Origin of the sequence: Herbaspirillum sp. CF444, from assembly GCF_000282135.1 — a bacterium.
Classification (GTDB): Bacteria; Pseudomonadota; Gammaproteobacteria; order Burkholderiales; family Burkholderiaceae_D; genus Herbaspirillum.
Window position 1 is genome coordinate 25445 of sequence record NZ_AKJW01000111.1, and the last position, 19930, is coordinate 45374.

19 protein-coding genes are annotated in these 19930 nt (G+C 59.9%); 5 read left to right on the forward strand and 14 right to left on the reverse strand.

Features of this window, described 5'->3' with window-relative positions; all coding sequences use genetic code 11:
• Positions 1-95 precede the first annotated feature (95 nt).
• The 6 genes from PMI16_RS22795 to dapA all read right to left on the reverse strand — a co-directional run bounded on the left by PMI16_RS22795 (position 96) and on the right by dapA (position 7823).
• Positions 96-548, reverse strand: coding sequence for a nuclear transport factor 2 family protein (locus PMI16_RS22795; RefSeq protein WP_007884023.1), 453 nt, complete (start codon positions 546-548; stop codon positions 96-98).
• Positions 549-575: 27 nt separating this feature from the next.
• Positions 576-1793 (reverse strand): sialidase family protein, encoded by a 1218-nt coding sequence (locus tag PMI16_RS22800; protein ID WP_007884025.1) that lies wholly within the window; start codon positions 1791-1793, stop codon positions 576-578.
• 29 nt (positions 1794-1822) lie between these two features.
• Positions 1823-3265 (reverse strand): sodium:solute symporter family protein, encoded by a 1443-nt coding sequence (locus PMI16_RS22805; RefSeq protein ID WP_007884027.1) that lies wholly within the window; start codon positions 3263-3265, stop codon positions 1823-1825.
• Between the two features lie 103 nt (positions 3266-3368).
• Positions 3369-5708: a 4-hydroxythreonine-4-phosphate dehydrogenase PdxA gene (pdxA, locus tag PMI16_RS25525; protein WP_007884029.1), complete on the reverse strand. Its 2340-nt coding sequence runs from the start codon at positions 5706-5708 to the stop codon at positions 3369-3371.
• Entirely contained in the window at positions 5705-6883 is a 1179-nt protein-coding gene (locus PMI16_RS22815; protein ID WP_007884030.1) for an iron-containing alcohol dehydrogenase, read from the reverse strand. Before PMI16_RS22815 ends, pdxA begins: the two co-directional genes overlap by 4 nt.
• A 52-nt stretch (positions 6884-6935) precedes the next feature.
• Positions 6936-7823, reverse strand: a complete 888-nt coding sequence (gene dapA / locus PMI16_RS22820) for a 4-hydroxy-tetrahydrodipicolinate synthase (protein WP_007884032.1) — start codon at positions 7821-7823, stop codon at positions 6936-6938.
• Between the two features lie 534 nt (positions 7824-8357).
• On the opposite strand from dapA, the gene PMI16_RS25530 reads away from it, so the two are divergent.
• Positions 8358-8555: a hypothetical protein gene (locus PMI16_RS25530; RefSeq protein WP_237719932.1), complete on the forward strand. Its 198-nt coding sequence runs from the start codon at positions 8358-8360 to the stop codon at positions 8553-8555.
• 94 nt (positions 8556-8649) lie between these two features.
• On the opposite strand, the gene PMI16_RS22830 is transcribed toward PMI16_RS25530, so the two are convergent.
• From PMI16_RS22830 to PMI16_RS22850, 5 genes are all read right to left on the reverse strand, one after another.
• Positions 8650-9570, reverse strand: a complete 921-nt coding sequence (locus PMI16_RS22830; protein WP_007884033.1) for an alpha/beta hydrolase — start codon at positions 9568-9570, stop codon at positions 8650-8652.
• Positions 9571-9694: 124 nt separating this feature from the next.
• A complete protein-coding gene (locus tag PMI16_RS25535; protein ID WP_007884034.1) occupies positions 9695-10057 on the reverse strand; it encodes a nuclear transport factor 2 family protein in 363 nt (120 codons plus the stop codon).
• Between the two features lie 66 nt (positions 10058-10123).
• Positions 10124-10723 carry an NAD(P)H:quinone oxidoreductase gene (gene wrbA / locus PMI16_RS22840; RefSeq protein WP_007884035.1) on the reverse strand — a complete coding sequence of 200 codons (600 nt, stop codon included), beginning with the start codon at positions 10721-10723 and terminating at the stop codon, positions 10124-10126.
• Between the two features lie 56 nt (positions 10724-10779).
• Positions 10780-12066, reverse strand: coding sequence for an epoxide hydrolase family protein (locus PMI16_RS22845; RefSeq protein ID WP_007884036.1), 1287 nt, complete (start codon positions 12064-12066; stop codon positions 10780-10782).
• A 13-nt stretch (positions 12067-12079) separates the two neighbouring features.
• Positions 12080-12703, reverse strand: coding sequence for a glutathione S-transferase family protein (locus tag PMI16_RS22850; RefSeq protein ID WP_007884037.1), 624 nt, complete (start codon positions 12701-12703; stop codon positions 12080-12082).
• Positions 12704-12839: 136 nt separating this feature from the next.
• On the opposite strand from PMI16_RS22850, the gene PMI16_RS22855 reads away from it, so the two are divergent.
• Positions 12840-13784: a LysR substrate-binding domain-containing protein gene (locus PMI16_RS22855; RefSeq protein ID WP_034381951.1), complete on the forward strand. Its 945-nt coding sequence runs from the start codon at positions 12840-12842 to the stop codon at positions 13782-13784.
• 137 nt (positions 13785-13921) lie between these two features.
• On the opposite strand, the gene PMI16_RS22860 is transcribed toward PMI16_RS22855, so the two are convergent.
• Both PMI16_RS22860 and PMI16_RS22865 read right to left on the reverse strand, forming a co-directional pair.
• Positions 13922-14812 (reverse strand): DMT family transporter, encoded by an 891-nt coding sequence (locus PMI16_RS22860; RefSeq protein ID WP_007884041.1) that lies wholly within the window; start codon positions 14810-14812, stop codon positions 13922-13924.
• Positions 14813-14816: 4 nt separating this feature from the next.
• The gene (locus tag PMI16_RS22865; RefSeq protein WP_007884043.1) at positions 14817-15632 is read right to left on the reverse strand and encodes a putative hydro-lyase; all 816 of its coding nucleotides are present in this window, start codon (positions 15630-15632) and stop codon (positions 14817-14819) included.
• Between the two features lie 107 nt (positions 15633-15739).
• Here PMI16_RS22865 and PMI16_RS22870 point away from each other — a divergent pair, with 107 nt between their 5' ends.
• Positions 15740-16684, forward strand: coding sequence for a LysR family transcriptional regulator (locus tag PMI16_RS22870; protein ID WP_007884044.1), 945 nt, complete (start codon positions 15740-15742; stop codon positions 16682-16684).
• Between the two features lie 63 nt (positions 16685-16747).
• Complete coding sequence (locus PMI16_RS25085; protein ID WP_081493462.1) at positions 16748-17773, forward strand: tetratricopeptide repeat protein; 1026 nt, start codon at positions 16748-16750, stop codon at positions 17771-17773.
• 7 nt (positions 17774-17780) lie between these two features.
• On the opposite strand, the gene PMI16_RS22880 is transcribed toward PMI16_RS25085, so the two are convergent.
• Positions 17781-18386, reverse strand: coding sequence for a hypothetical protein (locus PMI16_RS22880; RefSeq protein ID WP_081493463.1), 606 nt, complete (start codon positions 18384-18386; stop codon positions 17781-17783).
• On the opposite strand from PMI16_RS22880, the gene PMI16_RS22885 reads away from it, so the two are divergent.
• Complete coding sequence (locus tag PMI16_RS22885; protein WP_162131134.1) at positions 18357-19781, forward strand: CHAD domain-containing protein; 1425 nt, start codon at positions 18357-18359, stop codon at positions 19779-19781. The two genes, PMI16_RS22880 and PMI16_RS22885, sit on opposite strands and share 30 nt — an antisense overlap.
• The last annotated feature ends 149 nt before the right edge of the window (positions 19782-19930 follow it).

Below are 19930 nucleotides of genomic sequence, written 5' to 3' on the forward strand. Positions count from 1 at the left end.
GTCGGCGCACGCGGGAATTCCGGTGGTCATCGAGTATACCCATTTTCCACCCCCGATACCTGCCCTTGCGCGGCATCGCCAGGGCGAATGCACGTTCAGGCGGAAGCGGTCGTACCGCTGCGCGCCAGCAACTGCCAGGCGTTGTCCGGCCTGGTCCAGCACATCAAGACCTTGATGTGGCTGGCGCTCTTCTTGTCGTCGTTGTTCACGACATCGTAGGTATGCCGCACGATGCCGGTCTGGCCGAGCACATCGACGGTCTGTTCGGAGGTGGCGATCGACAGGTAGCGCTTCTTGCCGGCGATGTTGCCCAGCAAGACTTCCTTGCTCCACACGCGTCCGTCGGAGTGCGAGTACGTCAGATGGTCATGCAGGATGTTCTTGAGGACCGCGCCGTCGCCGTCCTCCAGTGCGCGCCGCAGCGCCTCGACCGCCGCTTCCAGCGAGCCGGTTTCGGCGGCGGCGGCTTGCGTTGCCAATCCGGCGCTAGCGATGCCCGTACCCAGCGCCACAATGGCTTCCCTGCGCGTGATGTTGATTTTTTCCATGTTGTCTCCCGGTATAGTTGTCTTGATTCAGGCGGCCGCTTCCCTGCCTTGCGTCACCCAGTCCTCTTCCACGCACACGTACTTGATGTTCTGCCGGAAGTAGGTGTAAGCGATGTGCAGCTTGCCGTCATCCGATTGCACGATCGATGGATAAGAAAACTCGCGGTTGCGCTTGTCGGCCGAATTGTTGGTCATGCAGTAGCCGTCGCCGACTTCCAGGTTGCGCATCGCCGGCCAGGTGTGGCCGCCGTCGCAGGAAATGGCCAGGGTCATCGGCGCACGCGGAGCGCCCCAGAAAGCGGTGCCGCGATGCGATGCCGACTGCGATGCCAGTTCGCCGCTGTCTTCCGAATCCTCGATGTCGTCATACAGGGACGCGCGGCGCCCGGTGCTCTGGGCCGCGCTGCTGTTATTGAACACCAGGCCCAGGTGGCCGTTGGCCAACGCCAGAAACTGGATCGAGGAATTATTGTTCGGCAACGCCAGCGGATGCGGCTCGCTCCAGGTCACGCCGTCATCGGAACGGCTGGAATAGATGTGATCGGCCCAGCGGCTGCGGTACAACGCGAGGAAGCCGCCACTCTTCAGCGCTTGAATGTTCATGTGCACGCAACCCACGCTGCCGGGAACTTCATGGGCAGACCAACTGCTTCCCCGGTCGGTCGAACGCATGACGACGCTGATGTCGTCATTGCCCGACCAGCGCTCGCCGGCGGCCACGCGACACATGAATACCGGACATAACCAGGCGCCGTCGCCAGTGACCACGATGGGCTGGCGGACGAAGGTACCGGGTTTGTCGAACAGCGTTTCCACCGGTCCCCAGGTCTGGCCCTGGTCCTGCGAAATGCGGCGACGGACGATGGACGTATTCTGGTGACCGGACAATTGCGCGGTATAGATCAGCCAGAGCGCGCCTTCCGGCGTTTCAAACAGCACCGGGTTTTGTTCCGAGCGCGTGGCGTCGTCCGACAGGCGTACCGGCGCCGACCAGGTATCGCTGCCAACACGCAGCCGCGACAGATAGATGGAAATGTCGGGAATACCCTCCTGGGTGCCGCCGAACCACGCGCACAGCAGATCGCCGTTGGATAGCGAGGCCAGATTCGCGGCGTGATTCTGCACGGTGAGCGCAGGCAGATGGGCATCGAGCCGGGCGGCGTCTCCTGCCGCACGACGGAGCTGTCCCGACACACCGGCCTCTGGCACGGACGGCGTGAGAGATTGAATAGCGGAATGCGTCATTTTGTCATCCTGAGGTGTTGTAACTTGCGTCAGTGTTGCTGCCGCGGCTGTCCCTGCAAGTCAGCGGGAGCGATCTGCGCGTTGTCGGCGCCCGCCGTCGGCTTGCCGGGAAAAATCAATTTCTCGACAACCATGACGATGGCCGGCGTGATGAGCGCGATGTACATATTGTCGATGCCCCAGGGGTTGTCCAGCAGATACCAGGCGGTGGTGGCGACGGTCGCCAGCACCAGCCCCGAGATCGCACCGCGGTTGCTGTTGAAGAACGGCAGATAGATCCCCATCAGCGCGACCACGGTAACGGTCAGGCGCAGCGCGCGCGTGAAGAAGGAGAGCGCGAGGATCTGCGGCACGAACAGCACGAAGATCAACGGCACGAAACCGACCGCCACGGAGATGAGCCGCGTGGTGCGCAGTTCGCGCTCCGGAGTTGGATGGTAGCGCGGCACATAGAAGTCCTTGACGATCAGGGAGGCGATCGCCAGCGCGACGGTGCTCACGCTCACAAAGATCGATGCCACCAGCGACACCGTCACGATGCCCGACAACAGCGGATGCATGTGCTGCAGGAAGATGGGCAAGGCGTACAGCCCCTTGATGTCGGGGAACAGGAATTTAGCCGCCACGCCCAGCAGGCCGAGAGCCAGTGCGATGGGCACGCACAAGGCAGCGGCAATCAGGGTGGATTTGCGCGCATCGTCGGCCGAGCGGGCTCCCGAGATGGCCTGGATGATGAACTGGGTCGAAAAGATGGCGCCGGCGGTGCCGATGATCCAGGCGCCGATGGTGCCGCCGCTGAGCGCCCCGTTCCAGGTGAAGTAATGCTGGGGCATGGCGTCCATCATCGGGGAGATGCCGCCGGTCATCGAGAGCGCCACCCATACCAGAATGCAGATGCCGAGAATTTTGATCCCGCTGTGAAGAATGGTGACGTAGAGCACGCTCTTGAGTCCGCCGTAGGCGAAGTAGATGGTGCTGACGATGGCGGTGATCACGGCCGCGGTCGGCAAGTTGATCTTGAGCACCGTTGAAATCGCCGCCGCGCCGCTGACGTAGTTGCCGACGTTGACGATGAACAGCGCGTAGATCATGACGCCGGACACGACCAGCTTGGCCGTCTTCCCGTATTTCTGGGCGACGAAGCCGGAGATGGTGAACTCGCCGGATTTGTAGAGGCGCTTGGCCAGGAACAGACCGAACAGCAGGAAGCCGATCGATGCTGCAATCACCGACCACGATGCCGCGATGCCGACCTTGAATGCTTCCTGGGAAGTGCCGATGGTGGATTTGGCGCCGATGAATTCAGACATCAGCAAGATGGCGATCACGACGGCGGGCGCCGAACGGCCGGCGACCATGAATTGCTCCGTGGTCTTGCCGCGCAGTCGTATGCTCAGCCATGATGTCGCAACGATATAGATCACGACCATTGCAACGATAATGGCCGTATCCAGCGTACCGAACTGGTTCATTGTGTTCTCCTCCCGATCCTCGAAGATCGGATAATGTTTTAAGTTATATTGCGCATCCCTGCCGCCCGCCCGGATCGACTCCGGAGCGGCAGCCGGGATACCGTCAGGCTGCCAGGGCAGCGTGGCGCGTGGCGAGGTCTTGTGCCTGCTTCAGCGCTTCCAACATGCTTCCTTCGTCTGCGATTCCTTTTCCTGCAATATCGAATGCGGTGCCGTGGTCGACCGAGGTCCGGATCACCGGCAAGCCGACCGTGACATTCACCCCGGCTTCCAGTCCCATCACCTTCACCGGGCCGTGTCCCTGGTCGTGATACATGGCCACCACCACGTCGAAATCGCCGCGACCGGCCCGGTAGAACAAGGTGTCCGCCGGCAACGGCCCTTCCACGTCCCAGCCGCGCTCCTGCAAGAGCTTGATGGCCGGAATGATTTTTTGCTCCTCCTCGCCGTAGCCGAACAAGCCGTTCTCGCCTGCATGCGGATTGATGCCGCACACGCCGATGCGCGGCGCAGCGATGCCCGAGCGCACCAGGGTTTCATGTGCGCGCTCTATCGTGCGCTGCACCAACCCGGGTTCGATGCGGTTGATGGCGTCGATCAGGCCGATGTGGGTGGTGACGTGGATCACGCGCAGCTTGGGCGCCACCAGCATCATCGAGACTTCGGGAATGCCGGTCAGATGCGCCAGGATTTCGGTGTGTCCGGGGAAAATGTGGCCGCCGGCATGCAGCGCTTCCTTGTTCAGGGGCGCCGTGCAGATCGCATCCAGTTCGCCCGCCGAGGTCAGTTCGACGGTGCGGGCGATGTATTGGTAGGCGGCATTGCCGGCCAGTGCCGACAGCTTGCCGTAGGGCAGATCCGCGGGAATCAGGCCGAGGTCGATGCAGTCGATCTCGCCGTAGGTGAACCGCGCTTCGGCCGGGTTGGAGATGGCCCGCACCGTCAACGCTACCCCGGTGATGCGGCCGGCATCGACAAGGCGATTGGCATCGCCGATGACGAGAGGCCTGCATCCCTGGTAGACCGAGCGTTGCGCCAGGCTCTTCATGATGATTTCCGGCCCCACGCCGGCGGCATCACCCATCGTGATGCCGATAACCGGACGATATGTCATATTTTCCTCTCTGCTGGATAGATGCGGCGCTTGCGCGTCCGCCTGGTGCATGGCCCTGAGTTTTTGCCATGCGCGATAAAGTGTGTCCGGCTGGCCGAAGCCGCCTGCTTTTGTCACGACCGGCAAGACGCGGCCCAGATGATCGGCAACCATCAAGGGAACGCCGGTATCGATCTCGTCCACCATGTTCAAGGTGTCCACGCCCATGTTCGACAGCATGGCGCGCGCCGTCTCTCCGCCCGTGGCGATCAGCCCGGCGGCGTGCCGGGCGACGGGGCCGAGATGGCTGGCCAGCGTGCGCGCCAGGCGGGCGCCCTCGCCCACACTCACGCCGGTCCGCTCCGACTGGCTGAGCACCACCAGCGCGCTGCGGCCGCGCTGCAGGACATCCGACACGCGCGCAGCAAGCGCGCGCGCCTTGCTCGACTGCGGGTCCAGCAGGGCCGGCGCATCGCACTGAAACATGTCGATGGCATCGGCGCCGCGCTCCTTGAGGATGAGGGCCTGGCCGTGGGAAATGCTGGACATGCTGCCGACGATGGCCAGGATGCCTATGCCTTGCGAAGACGCTACCGCCGGCACCGGCATGGCATGTCGCTTTTTACCGTCGACCAGCCGTAGCGGCGCAGCGCCATCTAGCATCCGGATGAGCGGTGTCGCCAGGCCCGCGGAGCCAACCCAGAACACGCCCTGCAACGCAGCCGAGGCCGCGGCGATGCAGTCGAGGTCGGCATCCGTTTCGCTGTCGCAGACCACGGCCTCAAATTGACCGGCGAGACACGCGATCAGCTTTTCGCGCAAAGCTTCGCTGCCCTCGCGCACGGCATCCAGGCGGATCAGTGCGGCCTTCAATCCGGCGCCTGCGAGCATGGCGACGATGTCGGCCTTGCCTGCGATATGTTCATTGCGCCAGACTTCGGACGCTTCGACCGGTACGCCGAAAACAAACTGCCGCCCCTCCTTCGTGGTGCGGCCGGCCCGTGGAAAAGCCGGTGCGACGATGGCCATGCCGGCGTCCGCCAGGGCGGCAATCTCGGCGGCGACATGGCCGCGCAGGGTCGAGTCGATTTTCTTGTAAAGCTTGCGGTCGCCTGCGTACGTACGCCACGCGTGTCGGTTCAGATGCGCCGCCTCCGTGCCGGTGCGCTGGCGAGAGTCGGTATCCAGCGCCAGCACGTCGATAGCAGCGGCCGATTCACCTGCGCTCGCGCCCAGCACCACCATGCTGTCGAGGCCGAAATTGACGCAGGTCGCCGCGCAGTCGGCCGTGCCGGACAAATCGTCGCCAATGATCAGCAGGCGCGCGCGCGGAGCCATGCGGGCATTCATGGCAGCAGTCTCCGGTAGATCGACCTGATGTCGTCCAGGCTCAGCGGCTTCGGGTTGTTGCCGAGCAGGCGCTTGACTTTCGACGCAGCAAGCGCCAATGCATCGAGGTTCTCTTCCGCCACGCCGAAGGCCCGCAGATCCTGCGGGATATCAAGTGCGGCGGTCCATTCGCGCAGCCGCTCCAGCAGCTTGTCGGCGGCGGCCTGGTCGCTGTCGTCATGGCGGGCAATGCCGAGCGCATGCGCCACGTTGGACAGACGACCGACGATGGCATTCAGATTGAAAGCCATGACATGCGGCAACAGCATCGAATTGGCCACGCCATGGGTGATGTTGAACATGCCGCCCAACGGATAAGCCAGCGCATGCACGGCAGCCGTCCCGGCGGCGGTCAGCGCCAGTCCGCCGTACATCGAACCGATCAGCATGGCTTCGCGTGCAGGCAAGGAGCGGCCATTTTCGTAAGCCTCGATGAGGTTGGCGCCGATCAGGCGCATGGACTCCATCGCGAACATGTCGCTGACCGGATTGGCCTTGGTTGAGATATACGATTCCAGGGCATGAATGAAGGCGTCCATGCCGGTCGCCGCCGTAATCGGCTTGGGCAGATCGAGCGTCAGAGCGGCGTCGAGTATCACCAGTTGCGGCAGCAGGTGGCGGCTGACGATGCCGACCTTCAACTCTTCATCGGGCAAGGTCACGATGGCGTTGGGCGTGACTTCGGAGCCCGTGCCGGAGGTGGTCGGCACCAGAATCAGCGGCACGCCGGGCGATGCAATCAGGTCCACGCCCAACCATTCACGCAGAGGCTGGTGGTTGGTCATGCGCACGGCAAAGAGTTTGGCGGCATCCAGCACGCTGCCGCCGCCGATGGATAGCACCGCATCGGGCGCAAACGGCGCGATCTGTTCCCGGAAAACGGTCTCGACGTTCTCGATGGTCGGTTCAGGCCGCACGTCGCGCACCACCAGGGTTTGCACATCTTTTTCCCGCAGCGCGGCGACAACCCGCGCCACTACTCCGGTTCTTTCCATGACCGGCTGGGTGATCAGGGCAATGCGACGCACCGGCCGGTCGAGCAGCGCCAACTTGTCCGCCAGCTGGTCGAGACTATGGGGGCCGTGGACGATATGCTTGACGGTTTGAAAGTGATAAATGGAACAAGTGGAACTCATGACTGGATCTGGTTCGGTGAGAGGAAAAAAGCGGCGGCCGAATCGATGCCGGTCAGGACACGCGCGGATACGCCGCGAGCACCTTGAGCAGGCGTTCACGCGCCGCATCGTCAAGCGCCTGGACCGGTGAGCGCGCCGGGCCGGCCGGCATGCCCAACATGCCGGCGGCCGTCTTGAGCACGACCGGCAAGGTGCCCAGCGCAAAGGCGTCGCGCAGCGGGCGCAATGCTTCCTGCGCCTCGCGGGCGGCGGCGATGTCGCCCTTCCGGAAGTTGTTCCAGATCGACATCACCACGCTGGGCACCGCGTTGGTGGTCGCGGCGACCGCACCATCGCCGCCGGCCATCAGCGTCCACAAGATCATGGAGTCGGTGCCGGTAAATACGGCGAAGTCATCGCGGCGCAAATTGATCAGTTGCAGCAGGCGATCGAAATCTCCGCCGCTGTCCTTGATGCCGCGGATGTTCGGGATCTCGGACAGACGACGCACCGTATCGATATTGAGCGTGATGCCGGTCTTGGCCGGAATGGTGTACAACATCACCGGCAGCGAAGTCGATTGGGCGATGCGCTCATAGTGCTTGTACAGTTCCGGCTGCGTAGCGCCGTTGAAATACGGCGTGATCACGGAAACGGCGTCGACACCCTGGTCCAGCATCTTGTGGTTAAGTTCGATGACCTCGCGCGTGGCATAAGCACCGGTGCCGGCAATGACCGGCACCCGCCCGCGCGATTGCTCCACAGCGATGCGGGCAACGCGCAGCTTCTCCGTTTCGGAAAGCGAGATAAATTCGCCGTTCGTGCCAAGCACGAACAAACCATGGACACCGGCATCGATCAGGCGATCGACAAGAACGCGAAGACCGGCCTCGTCGACTTCCTCGTCCTGGGTCATCGGGGTAATAAGCGCAGGGACTATGCCCTTGAATGCGATAGACATGGGTGTCTTGTCTCCAATATTTTTTTAAGACCGGATTCAGGTCGGCCTGCCGGCATAAGCGCTGGGACGGGTGAGCGCCCGTCTCGAGATCGGCCTGTATCCAACAACGATCAGTTCAATCAATTAAACAGGAAATGTGATTTCCATTTCTCAATTTATTGATTATTTCGATCACAATATACTTCGAAATAAAGAAAATCAAGGAAATTATCAAAATTAATTCGATCATTTCGATCGTTTAATAGGGAGAGTTGATCAATTCACCGCGCGCTCACGTCCGCAGCAACCAAGACGCAAGTTGATGCCGGAAAAGGACCGACACGGCACTCACGTTCCGATCATGCATAGCGGCTACCAAGTCATTGGGTCTTGGCTGATCAGCAATGTCCCCAATCGGGAAATGACGGGTTTCACAGACTTGAAAACAAAATTCCGGCAGCTTGCCGATCTGCCGACACAGGACGATACTGAGAAGTGCCCGTCTCTGTTAAGCGAGGACCTATGGACCGATCACATGATGCGCTGACCTTGCAGATGCTCGATTGGATTGAACAAGGAAAACCTTCTTATGCCGAAGTCCTTGATGTCTGGAAAAGCACATGCCCCAGGCTGACGATATGGGAAGATGCTTGCGCCAGCGGCTTCGTCGATTCCACCGCCGGGATGACCGGCAAGATTTCGCTCACGGAAAAAGGAAGGCGCTTCCTTTCTCAAACGTCCGCGCCCGATTGAGCTTCATCAAGATGCCAGCAGGCGATACCAATAGCGATTGCGGTTCGGATGTCCGCAACCGGCCAGGTTTTTCTTGGTATTGGCAATGCTCGCTTCAGCTCTCCGGTATCGCCGTCGCCTTGGAAGCCATTGCGCCTTCCAGGAAACACACCAACTGTTCGTGAAATTGTCGGCTTTCGGCGAGAAAATCAAGAAAATAGAAGTTGTGTGGAACGTCATGCCATATCGATAAATGAGCCTCCGTCCCGCTTTCTCTTGCCCGATCCACAGCTCTTCGGCTGTCATCGAGGAGTACTTCGGAATCCGACACATGGAAATGGATGGGGGCAAGCCCGGCCCAATCTCCAAACAATGGGGACACATCAGGATGATCCAAGGGCGTGGTTGCGAGGTATGTTTTTTGCACCCATCGCCAGATGTTAGGACCTTGCATGACGTCTCGCTTCGCATTTGCGACTACGGATGGGCTCTGGGCGGTCATGTCAGTCGGAGCAGAAAGAACGATGGCGGCGACCGGCTGCGGGAGTCCTTGATTCCGTGCTCTCATCAGCAGCGCCAGCGCATAGTTGGCGCCGGCAGAGTGGCCGATTACAATGACATTCCCAGGAGGGGTAGCTGCGTCAATGAGGGTCTCATATACACGACAGCAATCATTCAAACCATGTGGGTAAGGATATTCGGGCGCAAGGCGATACGGCACGAGAACAACCGATAAGCCGGAGCGGCAGGATATTTCATGACAGAATCGCCTGTCGGTAAATTTTGCACGAACAGCGAAGCCCCCTCCGTGCAAATAAATAATAATTCCTTTTGCGACATCCGCATTTTCGCCAAGCCATTCAACGTCAACGCCACCAATATTCCGATACTGCGGGATTACGTTTTTTCTTCCTAACGAAGACAGCTTATCGGCCAACAAGAATTTCCTGCGGACCTGCGAGACAGATGGCATGCCACGCCAAAGCCGCTTGAACCAAATCCTGAAAAGCAAGTTGACGAATGCATTGGCGATCATGCTCGATAAGAGGAGGGGTAATTGGCCATAATATATACCAACGCCTGCAATCGGCCAGATGAAGCATCAGCGGGATACTCAGCGAGCATCCCGCTTCCGGCTGATTACGCACATGCAACGCAAGTCAAACAGCATCATCAAGAAAAACATAGAGCGTGGCGATTTTTCCATCACGGACGATAATGACGTCGAGGCCAGTGTAGTCGGGCGCTTGGTCCCGTGGTCCGGAACCCCATGTCAAGCGACCGGCATCATGCAGCGCCTGTGGTTTTCCATGTGGCGTATAGACAAAGTGCGGGTGAGTTGCACGCAAGTCGCCGGCAAACTTGTCGAGGGCCTCGCGCCCCTCAAATCTTCCTGGCGGGACGTATAAGACACAATCTTCCGTATAGAGCTCGGCGATTGCTGCACGGCGTTTTTGTGCATCTCCCTCTCCAAATACTTCCTGCAGATTGCGTCTAAGCAGTTCATCGATACGTTCGTTCATTTTGATCTTTCCTGGTGAGGAATTTGAGAATGTGGCGGCAAGGCCGCCGCATTGGAGTGTTCAATATCAGTCAAACAGCTTGCCGGCCGTCCGTGCGATGAGTTCACCTTGATGACGAGCTCCCTCCAGTTCGATAGCGCTAGGTTGGCGCTGGCCCTGCCCGCCGGCGATGGTAGTGGCGCCGTATGGCGCACCGCCGACGATTTCGTCCAGGCTCATCTGACCTTGATGGCTGTAGGGCAGACCAACGATGATCATGCCAAAGTGCAGCAGATTGGTGATGGCGGACATTAGCGTGGTTTCTTGTCCGCCATGCTGGGTAGCGGTGGAGGTAAAAGCACCGCCGACCTTGCCATTGAGCGCGCCACGCATCCACAGGCCGCCGGCTTGATCAAGGAACGCTGCCATCTGTGAAGCGATGCGACCGAACCGGGTAGGCGTGCCGACAATGATGGCGTCGTAATTGGCCAGCTCGTCGACTGTCGCCACCGGGGCCTGCTGGTCGAGCTTGAAAAAGGAGTTCTTGGCGACACTCTCCGGCACTGTTTCAGGTACCCGCTTGATATCCACTGTGGCGCCTGTGGCACGTGCGCCTTCGGCCACTGCATTGGCCAGGGTTTCGATATGACCGTAAGAAGAGTAATACAGCACGAGGACTTTCGACATTGCTTGGCTCCTGGTTGGTGAGAGTTGAGTTGCCGGGTAAAACTCGGTGAATTTAATCAGCTGTTACGTTTTGAGCGGAAGGCTTTGCGCAATTCCTCCGTGAACAGCCGTGGCTGCTCGAATGCAGCGAAGTGACCGCCTTTGTCGAGCTCGTTCCAGTAGAACAAATTAGGCCAGGCAGCTTCGGCCCAGGCTCTGGGTGGAGCGTAGATTTCGTGAGGGAAAACCGATCCGGCCATTGGCAGATCAATGCGTCCGCCAGAGAAATTGGCCAGCCCGGCGCGCGTGTTTTCCCAATAAATGCGGGCCGAAGACGCAGCGGTGTTGGTGAACCAATACAGACTGATGTTATTCAGCATGGCCGATATACTCAGTGCGTCTTCCGGGTTGCCGTGATTGTCGGTCCAGGCCTGGAATTTTTCATAGATCCACAGTGCTTGGCCGGTGGGTGAATCGGCCAGGCCGTAACCCACCGTTTGCGGCCGTGTGCCTTGCTCACGGAAGTAACCGCTTTGTTCGCTTAGAAACCAGGCCGCACGATCCATGGCGTGGCGCTCGGCCGGAGTCGGCTGTTCCGGCAGCTTGCTCGGGAACACGAATTGCCAGTTGACGTGGGCAGCGATCAGCCCTTCGGGGCGCATGCGCGCCAGCGCGTGGGTCACGCCAGCGCCCCAGTCGCCGCCTTGCGCCACCCAACGGTCGTAACCCAAGCGTTTCATCAAGGCGACCCAGGCATTGGCGATGCGGATCAGGTTCCAGCCATCGGCGGCAGGCTTGTCAGAGAAACCAAAACCAGGCAAAGACGGTACTACGACATGGAAGGCATCCTCGGCGCGACCGCCATGGCGCGTCGGGTCGCTCAAAGGGCCGATGATGTCCATGAATTCGACAAAGGATCCTGGCCAACCATGGGTCAACAGGATGGGCAGCGCATCAGGATGCGGTGAGCGCACGTGGATGAAGTGAATACCCAGACCATCGATAGCGGTACGGTATTGCGGCAAGGCATTGATGCGGCTCTCGAATTGGCGCCAGTCGTATTGTTCGCGCCAGTAAGATACCAGCGTCTTGGCTTTTGCCAGCGGCACCCCTTGTGACCAGTCGGCCACTGTCTCTTGCTCGGGCCAACGTGTATGCGCCAGGCGCTGCTTCAAGTCGTCAATGGCGGTCTGCGGGACGGTTACGCGAAACGGCCGGATGCTGTCGTCTGCCTTAGGCAAGACCAAGCCATCTGTCACGGAGACGGCTTGCGCACTGCCTATGCCGGAACCCAGCACCCCGGCAACGGCGGCAGCCAGCAATTGGCGACGGGACAAGGTGGAATTCATGTTGTTGAGTTCCATGATGCGGTTCTCCTCATTTCGCCAGTTCGATGGTCTTGGCGATGGCGGCTACCACTGCCGGCCGTGCCGCCACGTGCGCATACCAACGCGCGACGGCTGGAAACTTGTCCAGCGAGACTTTCATGGCTTGATGGCGCCAGATCCAGCCGAAATGCGCAATGTCGGCGATGCTGTAGTCCGTGCCCGCCACGAAGGCATGTTGGTCCAAGTGCTGGTCGAGCACACCCAGTACGCGCTCCAATTCCTGAGTAGCCTTGGCTTTTGCCTCCGGCGTGGCGCCGGACTGGATGGAAACCAGGAAGGCCTCCAGGAAGGCCGGGCTTACGCCTGAAGCGTGAAAGAACAGTTGCTCGAAGACCTTGGCGCGCGCACTTGCGTCCTGAGGGAGCAGCTTGCCGGCCTGCTCTGCGAGATGTACCAGGATCGCGGCAGATTCAGCCATCACCAGTTCGCCTGCTGCACTGCGGTCGACCAGTACCGGCACCTTGGCGTTAGGATTCAAGGCTTTGAAGGCCTCGGTCTTTTGAGCGCCTTGCCGCAAATTGACGGCGACGAGTTCATAATCCAGCCCAAGCTCTTCAAGGGCGATCACCGCCTTGAGGCTGTTGGGAGTGGCAAAGGCATGGACTTCCAGCATGGCATGTTCCTGTGAAAAAATATGTTCTCGGGGTGGCAGTGCAGCTGTAGGACATACTATGGTTGCCCTGAGAGCGTGCATATCTCCTGTCCGGCAAAGCATCGTTGTCAAAAATAGAAAGATCCAAAGGAACCACGTGGACCAGATTTCCGATTTAAATGACCTGCGCCTGTTCGCTGAAGTGGTCGATCGAGGCAGCTTCACTGCTGCGGGCAAGGCTCTGGGCCTGCAGACTTCCAAGTTAAGCCGTCGCATCAGCGCGCTGGAAGAAGAGCTGGGAGTGCGCTTGCTCAATCGAACCAGCCGCAGCTTGTCGCTGACCGATACCGGACGTCAGTTTTATCAGCATTGCCTGGCGCTGGTGAGCGAGTCCAAGGCAGCCAAACAGATCGTGGAAGAGATGCGCACCCTACCGCAAGGCACGGTGCGCTTCAGCTGTCCTCTCAACCTGATGCAATCGGGAGTAGCGGATGACGTGGCGCTCTATATCCGCGATAACCCCAGGGTTCAGGTGTTGGTAGACGCCACGAACCGCCGTGTGGATGTGGTCAAGGAAGGACTGGACTTTGCCATTCGTGTGCGACAGCTGCCGCTGGATGACACCGATTTGGCAGCACGCAAGTTCGGCTCGTCGATCTTTGTCCTCATCGCCAGCCCTGCATTGGTCAAAGCACATCCACCGCTGGTGGAACTGGCCACGTTGTCGCAATGGCCTACGCTGGACACTGCCAGCGACGACGAGCGCTACACTTGGGACCTGGTTAATCGGGAAGGAAAAAAGGTGGTATTTCATCATCACCCGCGCATGGCCACCGACGACTTTGCCAGCCTCCGACTGGCTGCCTTGCAAGGCGTCGGCGCTTGCATGCTGCCACGTGAATTCGTTGATGCCGACATCCAGGCCGGAAGGCTGTTGCATCTGTTGCCCGAACTAGCAGCCAGGCCCGGCCACGTACATGCCGTGTTTCCTCGCCAACGCGGCATGGTACCGGCGGTACGCCGCCTGTTGGACGTGCTGGTGGCGGGCTACCAGGAACGCCATTCGGGACGAGACCTTTATATCGGTCCCCAACTTTGGTAAAACCCGGAGCGTTCAGCCTAGCCGACCTGGCAACTCCGCACCAGCCAGTCGGTGAATACGCGTAGGCGATGGGTAACGTAGCGGTTGTGAGGATATGCCACGTGGAAGGGGCAGAAAGCTGTCGTGGTTTCACCTGATCATATTTCCTGACGACGAGGCACCGGGACGCCGCGCAGCGAAAGCGCCAGTCCTCCGACTATTGCGATTGCGCCGATGAACACGGATGAACGCAGCGGTTCCCCCAGGGCAAGCGTTGAGGCAGCCACGCCGAATAGCGGCGAGAGCGCGCCCAGCATCAACGCCTTCACACCCAGCTGCGCGACTACCCAGTTAAACAGCGCAACGCCCACGATGCTGACCAGTCCGCCGTGATACATCGCTTGCAGCAACAGCGTGCCCGCCGGATGGTTGAAGGGCGCCGTGCTGCATAGGGCCAGATAAGACAAGACATAGACCAGCGACAGTACCTGTACAAATGCCACCACGTTCAACGGCTGCGTATTCCAGGATTTGTTGAGCACCAGATACCAGGCCCACATGAAGGCCGACAGGACGAACAACAGATCTCCTCGCCACGCGCCGGCCGGCATTTCCGCACCGACATGAAGCAGGCTATCGGCGCCGATCAGGCCCAGGCCAAGCAATAGCAGCAACATGCCGAATGGCGAAAAACGCTCGGGGCGCTTTAACGCAAAACGACTGATCAGCGCGCCGAACACCGGCGTCAGCGCCGGATGAATCAGGGCGCCGTGCGATGCCGGCGCAAAGCTGACGCCACCGATCAGGATCAGGCTGAACAACGGTCCCGATAACAGGAACAATAAAAATCCGCGACGCCAGCCGATGCCGCAGGCGTCGCCCAAGCCGCATTTGCACGCATACGGCAACATGAGCAATCCGCTGGCCAGGTAGCGCACCAGGGTGGCGTCCTGCGCCGACAGACCGAGCTGGAAACCGTAACGCGAGATCACCGGTTGAAGTCCCCAGATCAACGCCACCAATACGCCATAGAAGACCGGTGCGCCCATGGTCTTACAGCACGGCGTAGTCGATGTTCAGCCGATCGGTGATCAGCATATATCCCGGCGCATGGGTGATGCAAAAAGACGGTTTGGCATGCAGCAACGCCACCTGCGGCGTAACGCCACAGGCCCAGAACACCGGCAGTTCATCCGCGGCCACCGTGACGGCGTCGCCAAAATCCGGCCGGGCCAGGTCGGAGATGCCGATCAAGGCCGGATCACCGATGTGCACGGGGGCGCCATGCACTCCCGGGAAACGCGAAGTAATCTGAATGGCGCGGATGGCATCTGCTGCCTTGAGCGGCCGCATCGTGACGATCATGTCGCCTTCGAACTTGCCCGCAGGATGGGTCTGGATGTTGGTTCGGTACATCGGCACGTTGCAGCCCTCGTCAATATGGCGGATGGCGATGCCGGCCTCGAGCAGCGTGTGCTCGAAAGTGAAGGAACAGCCGATGGCGAAAGTCACCAGGTCGTCGCGCCAAAGTTCAACGATGTCGCGCACCTCGCCCGTGCATCGGCCGTCTTCGAAGATGCGGTAGCGCGGCACGTCGCGCCGCAGGTCGATGTCGGCCCCCATTGCGGCCAGGGAAGCCTCGCCAGGTTCATTCACCGCCAGTACCGGGCAAGGTTTGGGATTGCGTTGCGCGAAGCGCAGGAAGCCATCTGCTTCGGCCGCCGGCAGCATCACCAGATTCACTTGGACATATCGGGACGCCAAGCCGGCGGTAGGGGCATCCCAAGCCCCGCTGCGGATCAGACGCCGGCAATCGGCTGCGCTGGATTGGGCATTCAGGGCGGAATTCAGGGACGACATGGACTGCATACAATTTCTCCAGAAAAAAGTTGGTGTGCTTCTGGAAAAAATTGTAGGCCGGGAACATAATCAAAGATAATTCCGATCAACATACCCATTGATAAAAAATATTAATCATGCGCCCGAGCCTGCAGCAACTGGAAAGCTTCTATTGGGTGGCCCGTTTGGGTAGCGTGCATGCCGCTGCGCGTCACCAAAATCTGACCCAGCCCGCGGTAACCGCACGCCTGCGCGAGCTGGAGGAAGTCGTCGGCGATCAGTTATTCGACCGGGGTGGCTATAAGCTGGAACTGAAAACGCAAGCACGCGAGTTGTTCGATCTTGCCGAACGCATCCTGGCGCTGGCCGATCGCTTTTCAGGCGCCATCGACAACGGCGCACCCGGCTTGGGTCTGCTGCGACTGGGAGCGAACGAATCGTCTGCCATGATCGGCCTGCCTTTGTTCCTGTCGCGCATGCGCCAGCAATTCGGCAGCCTGAATGTGCAGTTGCACGTTGATATCGGCAGCGCGTTGAGCCACAAGCTCAACGCGCGCGAACTGGACATGGCCATTCTCAGCAGTCCCATCTCGGCGGCACACATCGTCGATGATCCCTTGGGTAGCGTCGACCTGCAATGGGTCGCGCCATTGTCGTTCAGCACGCCGGCCGATCCGGCAACGCCGCGAGACCTCGCAGCATGCAGCGTCTTAAGCCTGCCCGCCCCCTCGTCGCTGCATTCCGCCGCCGTCAACTGGTTCGGCATGCATGCCATGCGATTGCCCGCCGGCGGGACCTGCAACTCGATTTCCCTGATTATCAAGCTGGTCGCGGCCGGCCATGGCATTGCCCTGTTGCCTGGGCCGGTAGCGCGCGAAGCCCGCGACAGTGGCGCATTGCAGTTATTGAGGGTAGGTCCCGCGGTGCCATCGATAGGCTACTATGTCTGCTATCTTCAGGAACTGGCTTCGGTCGCCCGCGAACAGCTGGTGCCCTTGGCCAGAACGGTATTTGCCGAATGCGGACTGATTCGCTCCCGACGTCAGAGGTCTTCCCACGGCACGGCGAAGCCATCTGCTTGAATGTTTTTTTGGTGTGCACAACAAGCGTGGAAGTTGTCCCGGCAAACTGATCTTCGATAAACAATGACAATCCCTCCTCTCCCGCTGGAGCAGATCATGGCCTCGGCGCTGCAAAGCTACAACGCCGGCCGTTTCGCCGAAGCCGAGCAGGCATGCCGCCAATTGCTCGTGCACGCGCCACGGCACCCGGCAGTGCATCAATTGCTGGCCGTGCTGGCGCTGAACGGCCAGCACATCGCAGCGGCGCGCCGGCATATCGTCCAGAGCCTGGACGAACGGCCACGGCATGGTCCCTCCCTGCTTATCGCCGGGAAAATCGCGCGCGCCGAAGGCAATCTTGCGACCGCCGCACAGTATTTCGAAGCTGCCTCGTCGGCCATGCCCGATGCCGGCGAAGCCGACTATTTGCTCGCCGAGACGCTGCTTGAGCCGGCCCCGCCCAAGGCCATTCCGGTGCTGCGCCGCCTGCTCGGCCGCCAACCGCGGCATGCCCAGGCATGGTGCCTGCTGGGGCTGGCGCTGCGCAAGAACGATGACCTGCCGGGTGCGCTGGAAGCGTTCCGCACGGCAGCGCTGTGCGAGCCTGGCATGGGCAAGGCGCATTTCCACATCGCCAATACCTTATCCGCACAAGGGCGCACCGAAGAAGCGATCGGCGTGTTAAGGCATGCCGCCGTCCTGGCTCCCGATGCCATGGAAATAGCACTCAATCTGGGCACGGCCTTGCGTGAAAACGGCGAGCTGCCGGCGGCGCGAGACGCGTTCGAGAAAGCCGTGTCGCTCCGCCCCTCCTTTGCGGAAGGCTGGTTCAATCTGGGGCTGGCGCGACAAGATTTGCATGACTGCCGGGGTGCCGCCGATGCGTTTGGCGAAGCGCTGCGGCTGCGCCCCGACTATGCAGACGCCGCCCTCAATCTCGGCGTTGCGCTGCAGGAGGACCGCCGCATGGAAGAAGCACTGGCCGCTTACCGGGTAGCGGTACGTTTGCAACCAACATTTTTTGGTCGCATCGCCCACGCCATGACCGCGGGAAGTACCGGCCAGCTATGGTTGAGCAGTGCGCATCTGAAGCGCGCGCTGCAGCTTTGATCTGCGGCTATTTCCTCTGCCGGTAATTCTTTCGGTACACATGCGGGCTTGCCAGTACGTTTGCAACGGTATCGCTGTAGCGGGTTGCCGACTCGCCGCCGAGGGTATCGAAGACCAGCTCGGGGCGTTCGCGCGGCACCACAAGGCATTGCGCGACCGGCGTTCCCCTGGGCAGCACGCCTGAAAACCCGGCATCGCTCCAGACCGCCGGGAAATTGATGCCGGCGTCATTGAATTTGTCCGCATCCACCATGCCGGACAAAAGACGGAACGGCAGATCGTGCCGGTTGACCGGGTGGGTGGCAAACAACGACCAGCCGGCGTCGAGTTCGATCGTCCAGAAGCTGTTGAATTTCAGCACCAGCGCGTCGTCCGCCAGGAACGGCGTGCCCGTCACTTGCGCAGGCGGATGAAAACTCAGCGGCGAACGCGGATGCCCCGCCACCGTCAGCGCCGGCAACTCCCAATCCCAGCGGAATACGCCCGCCTCGACTTGTATATCGCAAGGCAGCAAAATCATGAAACCGTGGGTCATGGCATCGATGAACGGCGGGCATTGCTTGACGGTGCGGATCTCGCGATCATGCAGCTCGGAAAAAGCCTTGGCCGGCATGCTGCGCACCCAGTCCGGAATGATTTCGCGCGCCAGCCTGGGTCGCGGCAGAATATCGGCCAGTGCCGGGTCACATCGAAATTTGATTTGCGTAGTTGGCGGCATGCTCGGATTGATCGGATCGGCGACCTGGCGCAGGTTCGCAATGGATCAGGATACCTTATTTTCCTCCCCGCGGCGCTTCGCCAGGACGCGGCAGCGGATTCAATCGGACAACAAATCGTCTTCCCCATGGGTTGCGCGGCGCGTAAGAAAACGTCAGTGTTTGCTTACAAAGAAATTGCCACTACACCGATTGTCGTCCTTGATGAAAAAGAGGAACATGAATCTTTCAGAAAAGGTTTCAGTCACTCGGAAAGAAAAGCCGACATCATGAAAACAGAACTGAGACAAATACGACGAGGTGGAAATGCAGCGCAATTCAGTCATCGCGAGCAAGCCGCCGGTCCTTGGGAAACATCGGCGTCGCACATGCCCCCAAACCCCAAGGCAGTGAAAGCTGCACCCACGAAAATATCCAGAAAACTCACGATCGGGCAGACTTTCCAGGAAATTGCCATGAACTGCGTTGCGCAAATTCAGGCAAACCGATCGGGAATTGCGCAACGCCGAGATCCTGAAAGTTTGCATCAAATGCGCATCGGTCTGCGTCGGCTGGATTCAGCCCTCGATCTGTTTGCCGATTTCTTCCCCCTGCCTGAATATCTGCAAACGGAATTGCATTGGCTATCCGGACACCTGGGTGCAGCGCGGGACTGGGACGTATTGAAAAACGCGACCTTGCCGGAACTTGCGACTGTGATCGACGAAGAAAAACCCGGCCTGTCTGAAATCGAAGCGGCCATCGCGGATCGCTCGGAAGAAAAATATGACGCAGCCATCGAAGCCGTCGATTCGGTCCGTTATCAGCAATTAATGCAAAAACTTGAAGACTGGCTGCAAACAGGCAACGAAGGAATTTTCCACTCGGCAAAGGAACGCAAGCAAGCGCTTGCCCGAATTCCCGGCTTTGCCCATGAATGCCTGTCCCATGCGCAACGCCAACTGTTCAAGCGGGGCGAGAAATTGCGCGATGCGGCGCCGAAAGCCCGCCACAAGGTCAGAATCGCAGCCAAGAAAGCCCGTTATGCAGCGGAATTCTTCGATGCCTTGTTGGCGAAGAAGACGGCAAGGCGATATGTCAAATCGCTTGCTTCGCTGCAGGATGAACTTGGCCATTTGAATGATATGTCCATGGCGGGCAAGCTCCTGAAGGAATTGGCCGATCGCCATCCGAATCTGGGGCAAAGCATATATTTCGTCCGGGGCTATCTTGCCGCTTACATGGAAAGCGAAGCCGGAAAAATACAACCCGCATGGAAGGCGTTCAAGAAATCCGATCTTCCCCGTCAATGACGATGTGGCATAAGCATGGATGCGCGAGACTGGCGCCGACCGTGCGTAGGGCCTGTTCACATTAAATCTGCGAGTGCGAACGCGCGGCAGGCGTTGACTGCCTAGGCGCAGCAACGCGTCGTAGCGGTGCTACCGAAGTTGCAACCCCT

What these genes read in the sequence shown, in the direction of transcription:
- wrbA (WP_007884035.1), bottom strand. Translation starts at nt 10,723, where the DNA reads ATGTCGAAAGTCCTCGTGCTGTATTACTCTTCTTACGGTCATATCGAA.
- dapA (WP_007884032.1), bottom strand. Translation starts at nt 7,823, where the DNA reads ATGTCTATCGCATTCAAGGGCATAGTCCCTGCGCTTATTACCCCGATG.
- PMI16_RS25535 (WP_007884034.1), bottom strand. Translation starts at nt 10,057, where the DNA reads ATGAACGAACGTATCGATGAACTGCTTAGACGCAATCTGCAGGAAGTA.
- PMI16_RS22885 (WP_162131134.1), top strand. Translation starts at nt 18,357, where the DNA reads ATGCAGCTCGGAAAAAGCCTTGGCCGGCATGCTGCGCACCCAGTCCGG.
- PMI16_RS22830 (WP_007884033.1), bottom strand. Translation starts at nt 9,570, where the DNA reads ATGATCGCCAATGCATTCGTCAACTTGCTTTTCAGGATTTGGTTCAAG.
- PMI16_RS22865 (WP_007884043.1), bottom strand. Translation starts at nt 15,632, where the DNA reads ATGCAGTCCATGTCGTCCCTGAATTCCGCCCTGAATGCCCAATCCAGC.
- PMI16_RS22845 (WP_007884036.1), bottom strand. Translation starts at nt 12,066, where the DNA reads ATGGAACTCAACAACATGAATTCCACCTTGTCCCGTCGCCAATTGCTG.
- PMI16_RS22805 (WP_007884027.1), bottom strand. Translation starts at nt 3,265, where the DNA reads ATGAACCAGTTCGGTACGCTGGATACGGCCATTATCGTTGCAATGGTC.
- PMI16_RS22870 (WP_007884044.1), top strand. Translation starts at nt 15,740, where the DNA reads ATGCGCCCGAGCCTGCAGCAACTGGAAAGCTTCTATTGGGTGGCCCGT.
- pdxA (WP_007884029.1), bottom strand. Translation starts at nt 5,708, where the DNA reads ATGAATGCCCGCATGGCTCCGCGCGCGCGCCTGCTGATCATTGGCGAC.
- PMI16_RS22880 (WP_081493463.1), bottom strand. Translation starts at nt 18,386, where the DNA reads ATGCCGGCCAAGGCTTTTTCCGAGCTGCATGATCGCGAGATCCGCACC.
- PMI16_RS22795 (WP_007884023.1), bottom strand. Translation starts at nt 548, where the DNA reads ATGGAAAAAATCAACATCACGCGCAGGGAAGCCATTGTGGCGCTGGGT.
- PMI16_RS22815 (WP_007884030.1), bottom strand. Translation starts at nt 6,883, where the DNA reads ATGAGTTCCACTTGTTCCATTTATCACTTTCAAACCGTCAAGCATATC.
- PMI16_RS25085 (WP_081493462.1), top strand. Translation starts at nt 16,748, where the DNA reads ATGACAATCCCTCCTCTCCCGCTGGAGCAGATCATGGCCTCGGCGCTG.
- PMI16_RS22860 (WP_007884041.1), bottom strand. Translation starts at nt 14,812, where the DNA reads ATGGGCGCACCGGTCTTCTATGGCGTATTGGTGGCGTTGATCTGGGGA.
- PMI16_RS22850 (WP_007884037.1), bottom strand. Translation starts at nt 12,703, where the DNA reads ATGCTGGAAGTCCATGCCTTTGCCACTCCCAACAGCCTCAAGGCGGTG.
- PMI16_RS25530 (WP_237719932.1), top strand. Translation starts at nt 8,358, where the DNA reads ATGCTCGATTGGATTGAACAAGGAAAACCTTCTTATGCCGAAGTCCTT.
- PMI16_RS22800 (WP_007884025.1), bottom strand. Translation starts at nt 1,793, where the DNA reads ATGACGCATTCCGCTATTCAATCTCTCACGCCGTCCGTGCCAGAGGCC.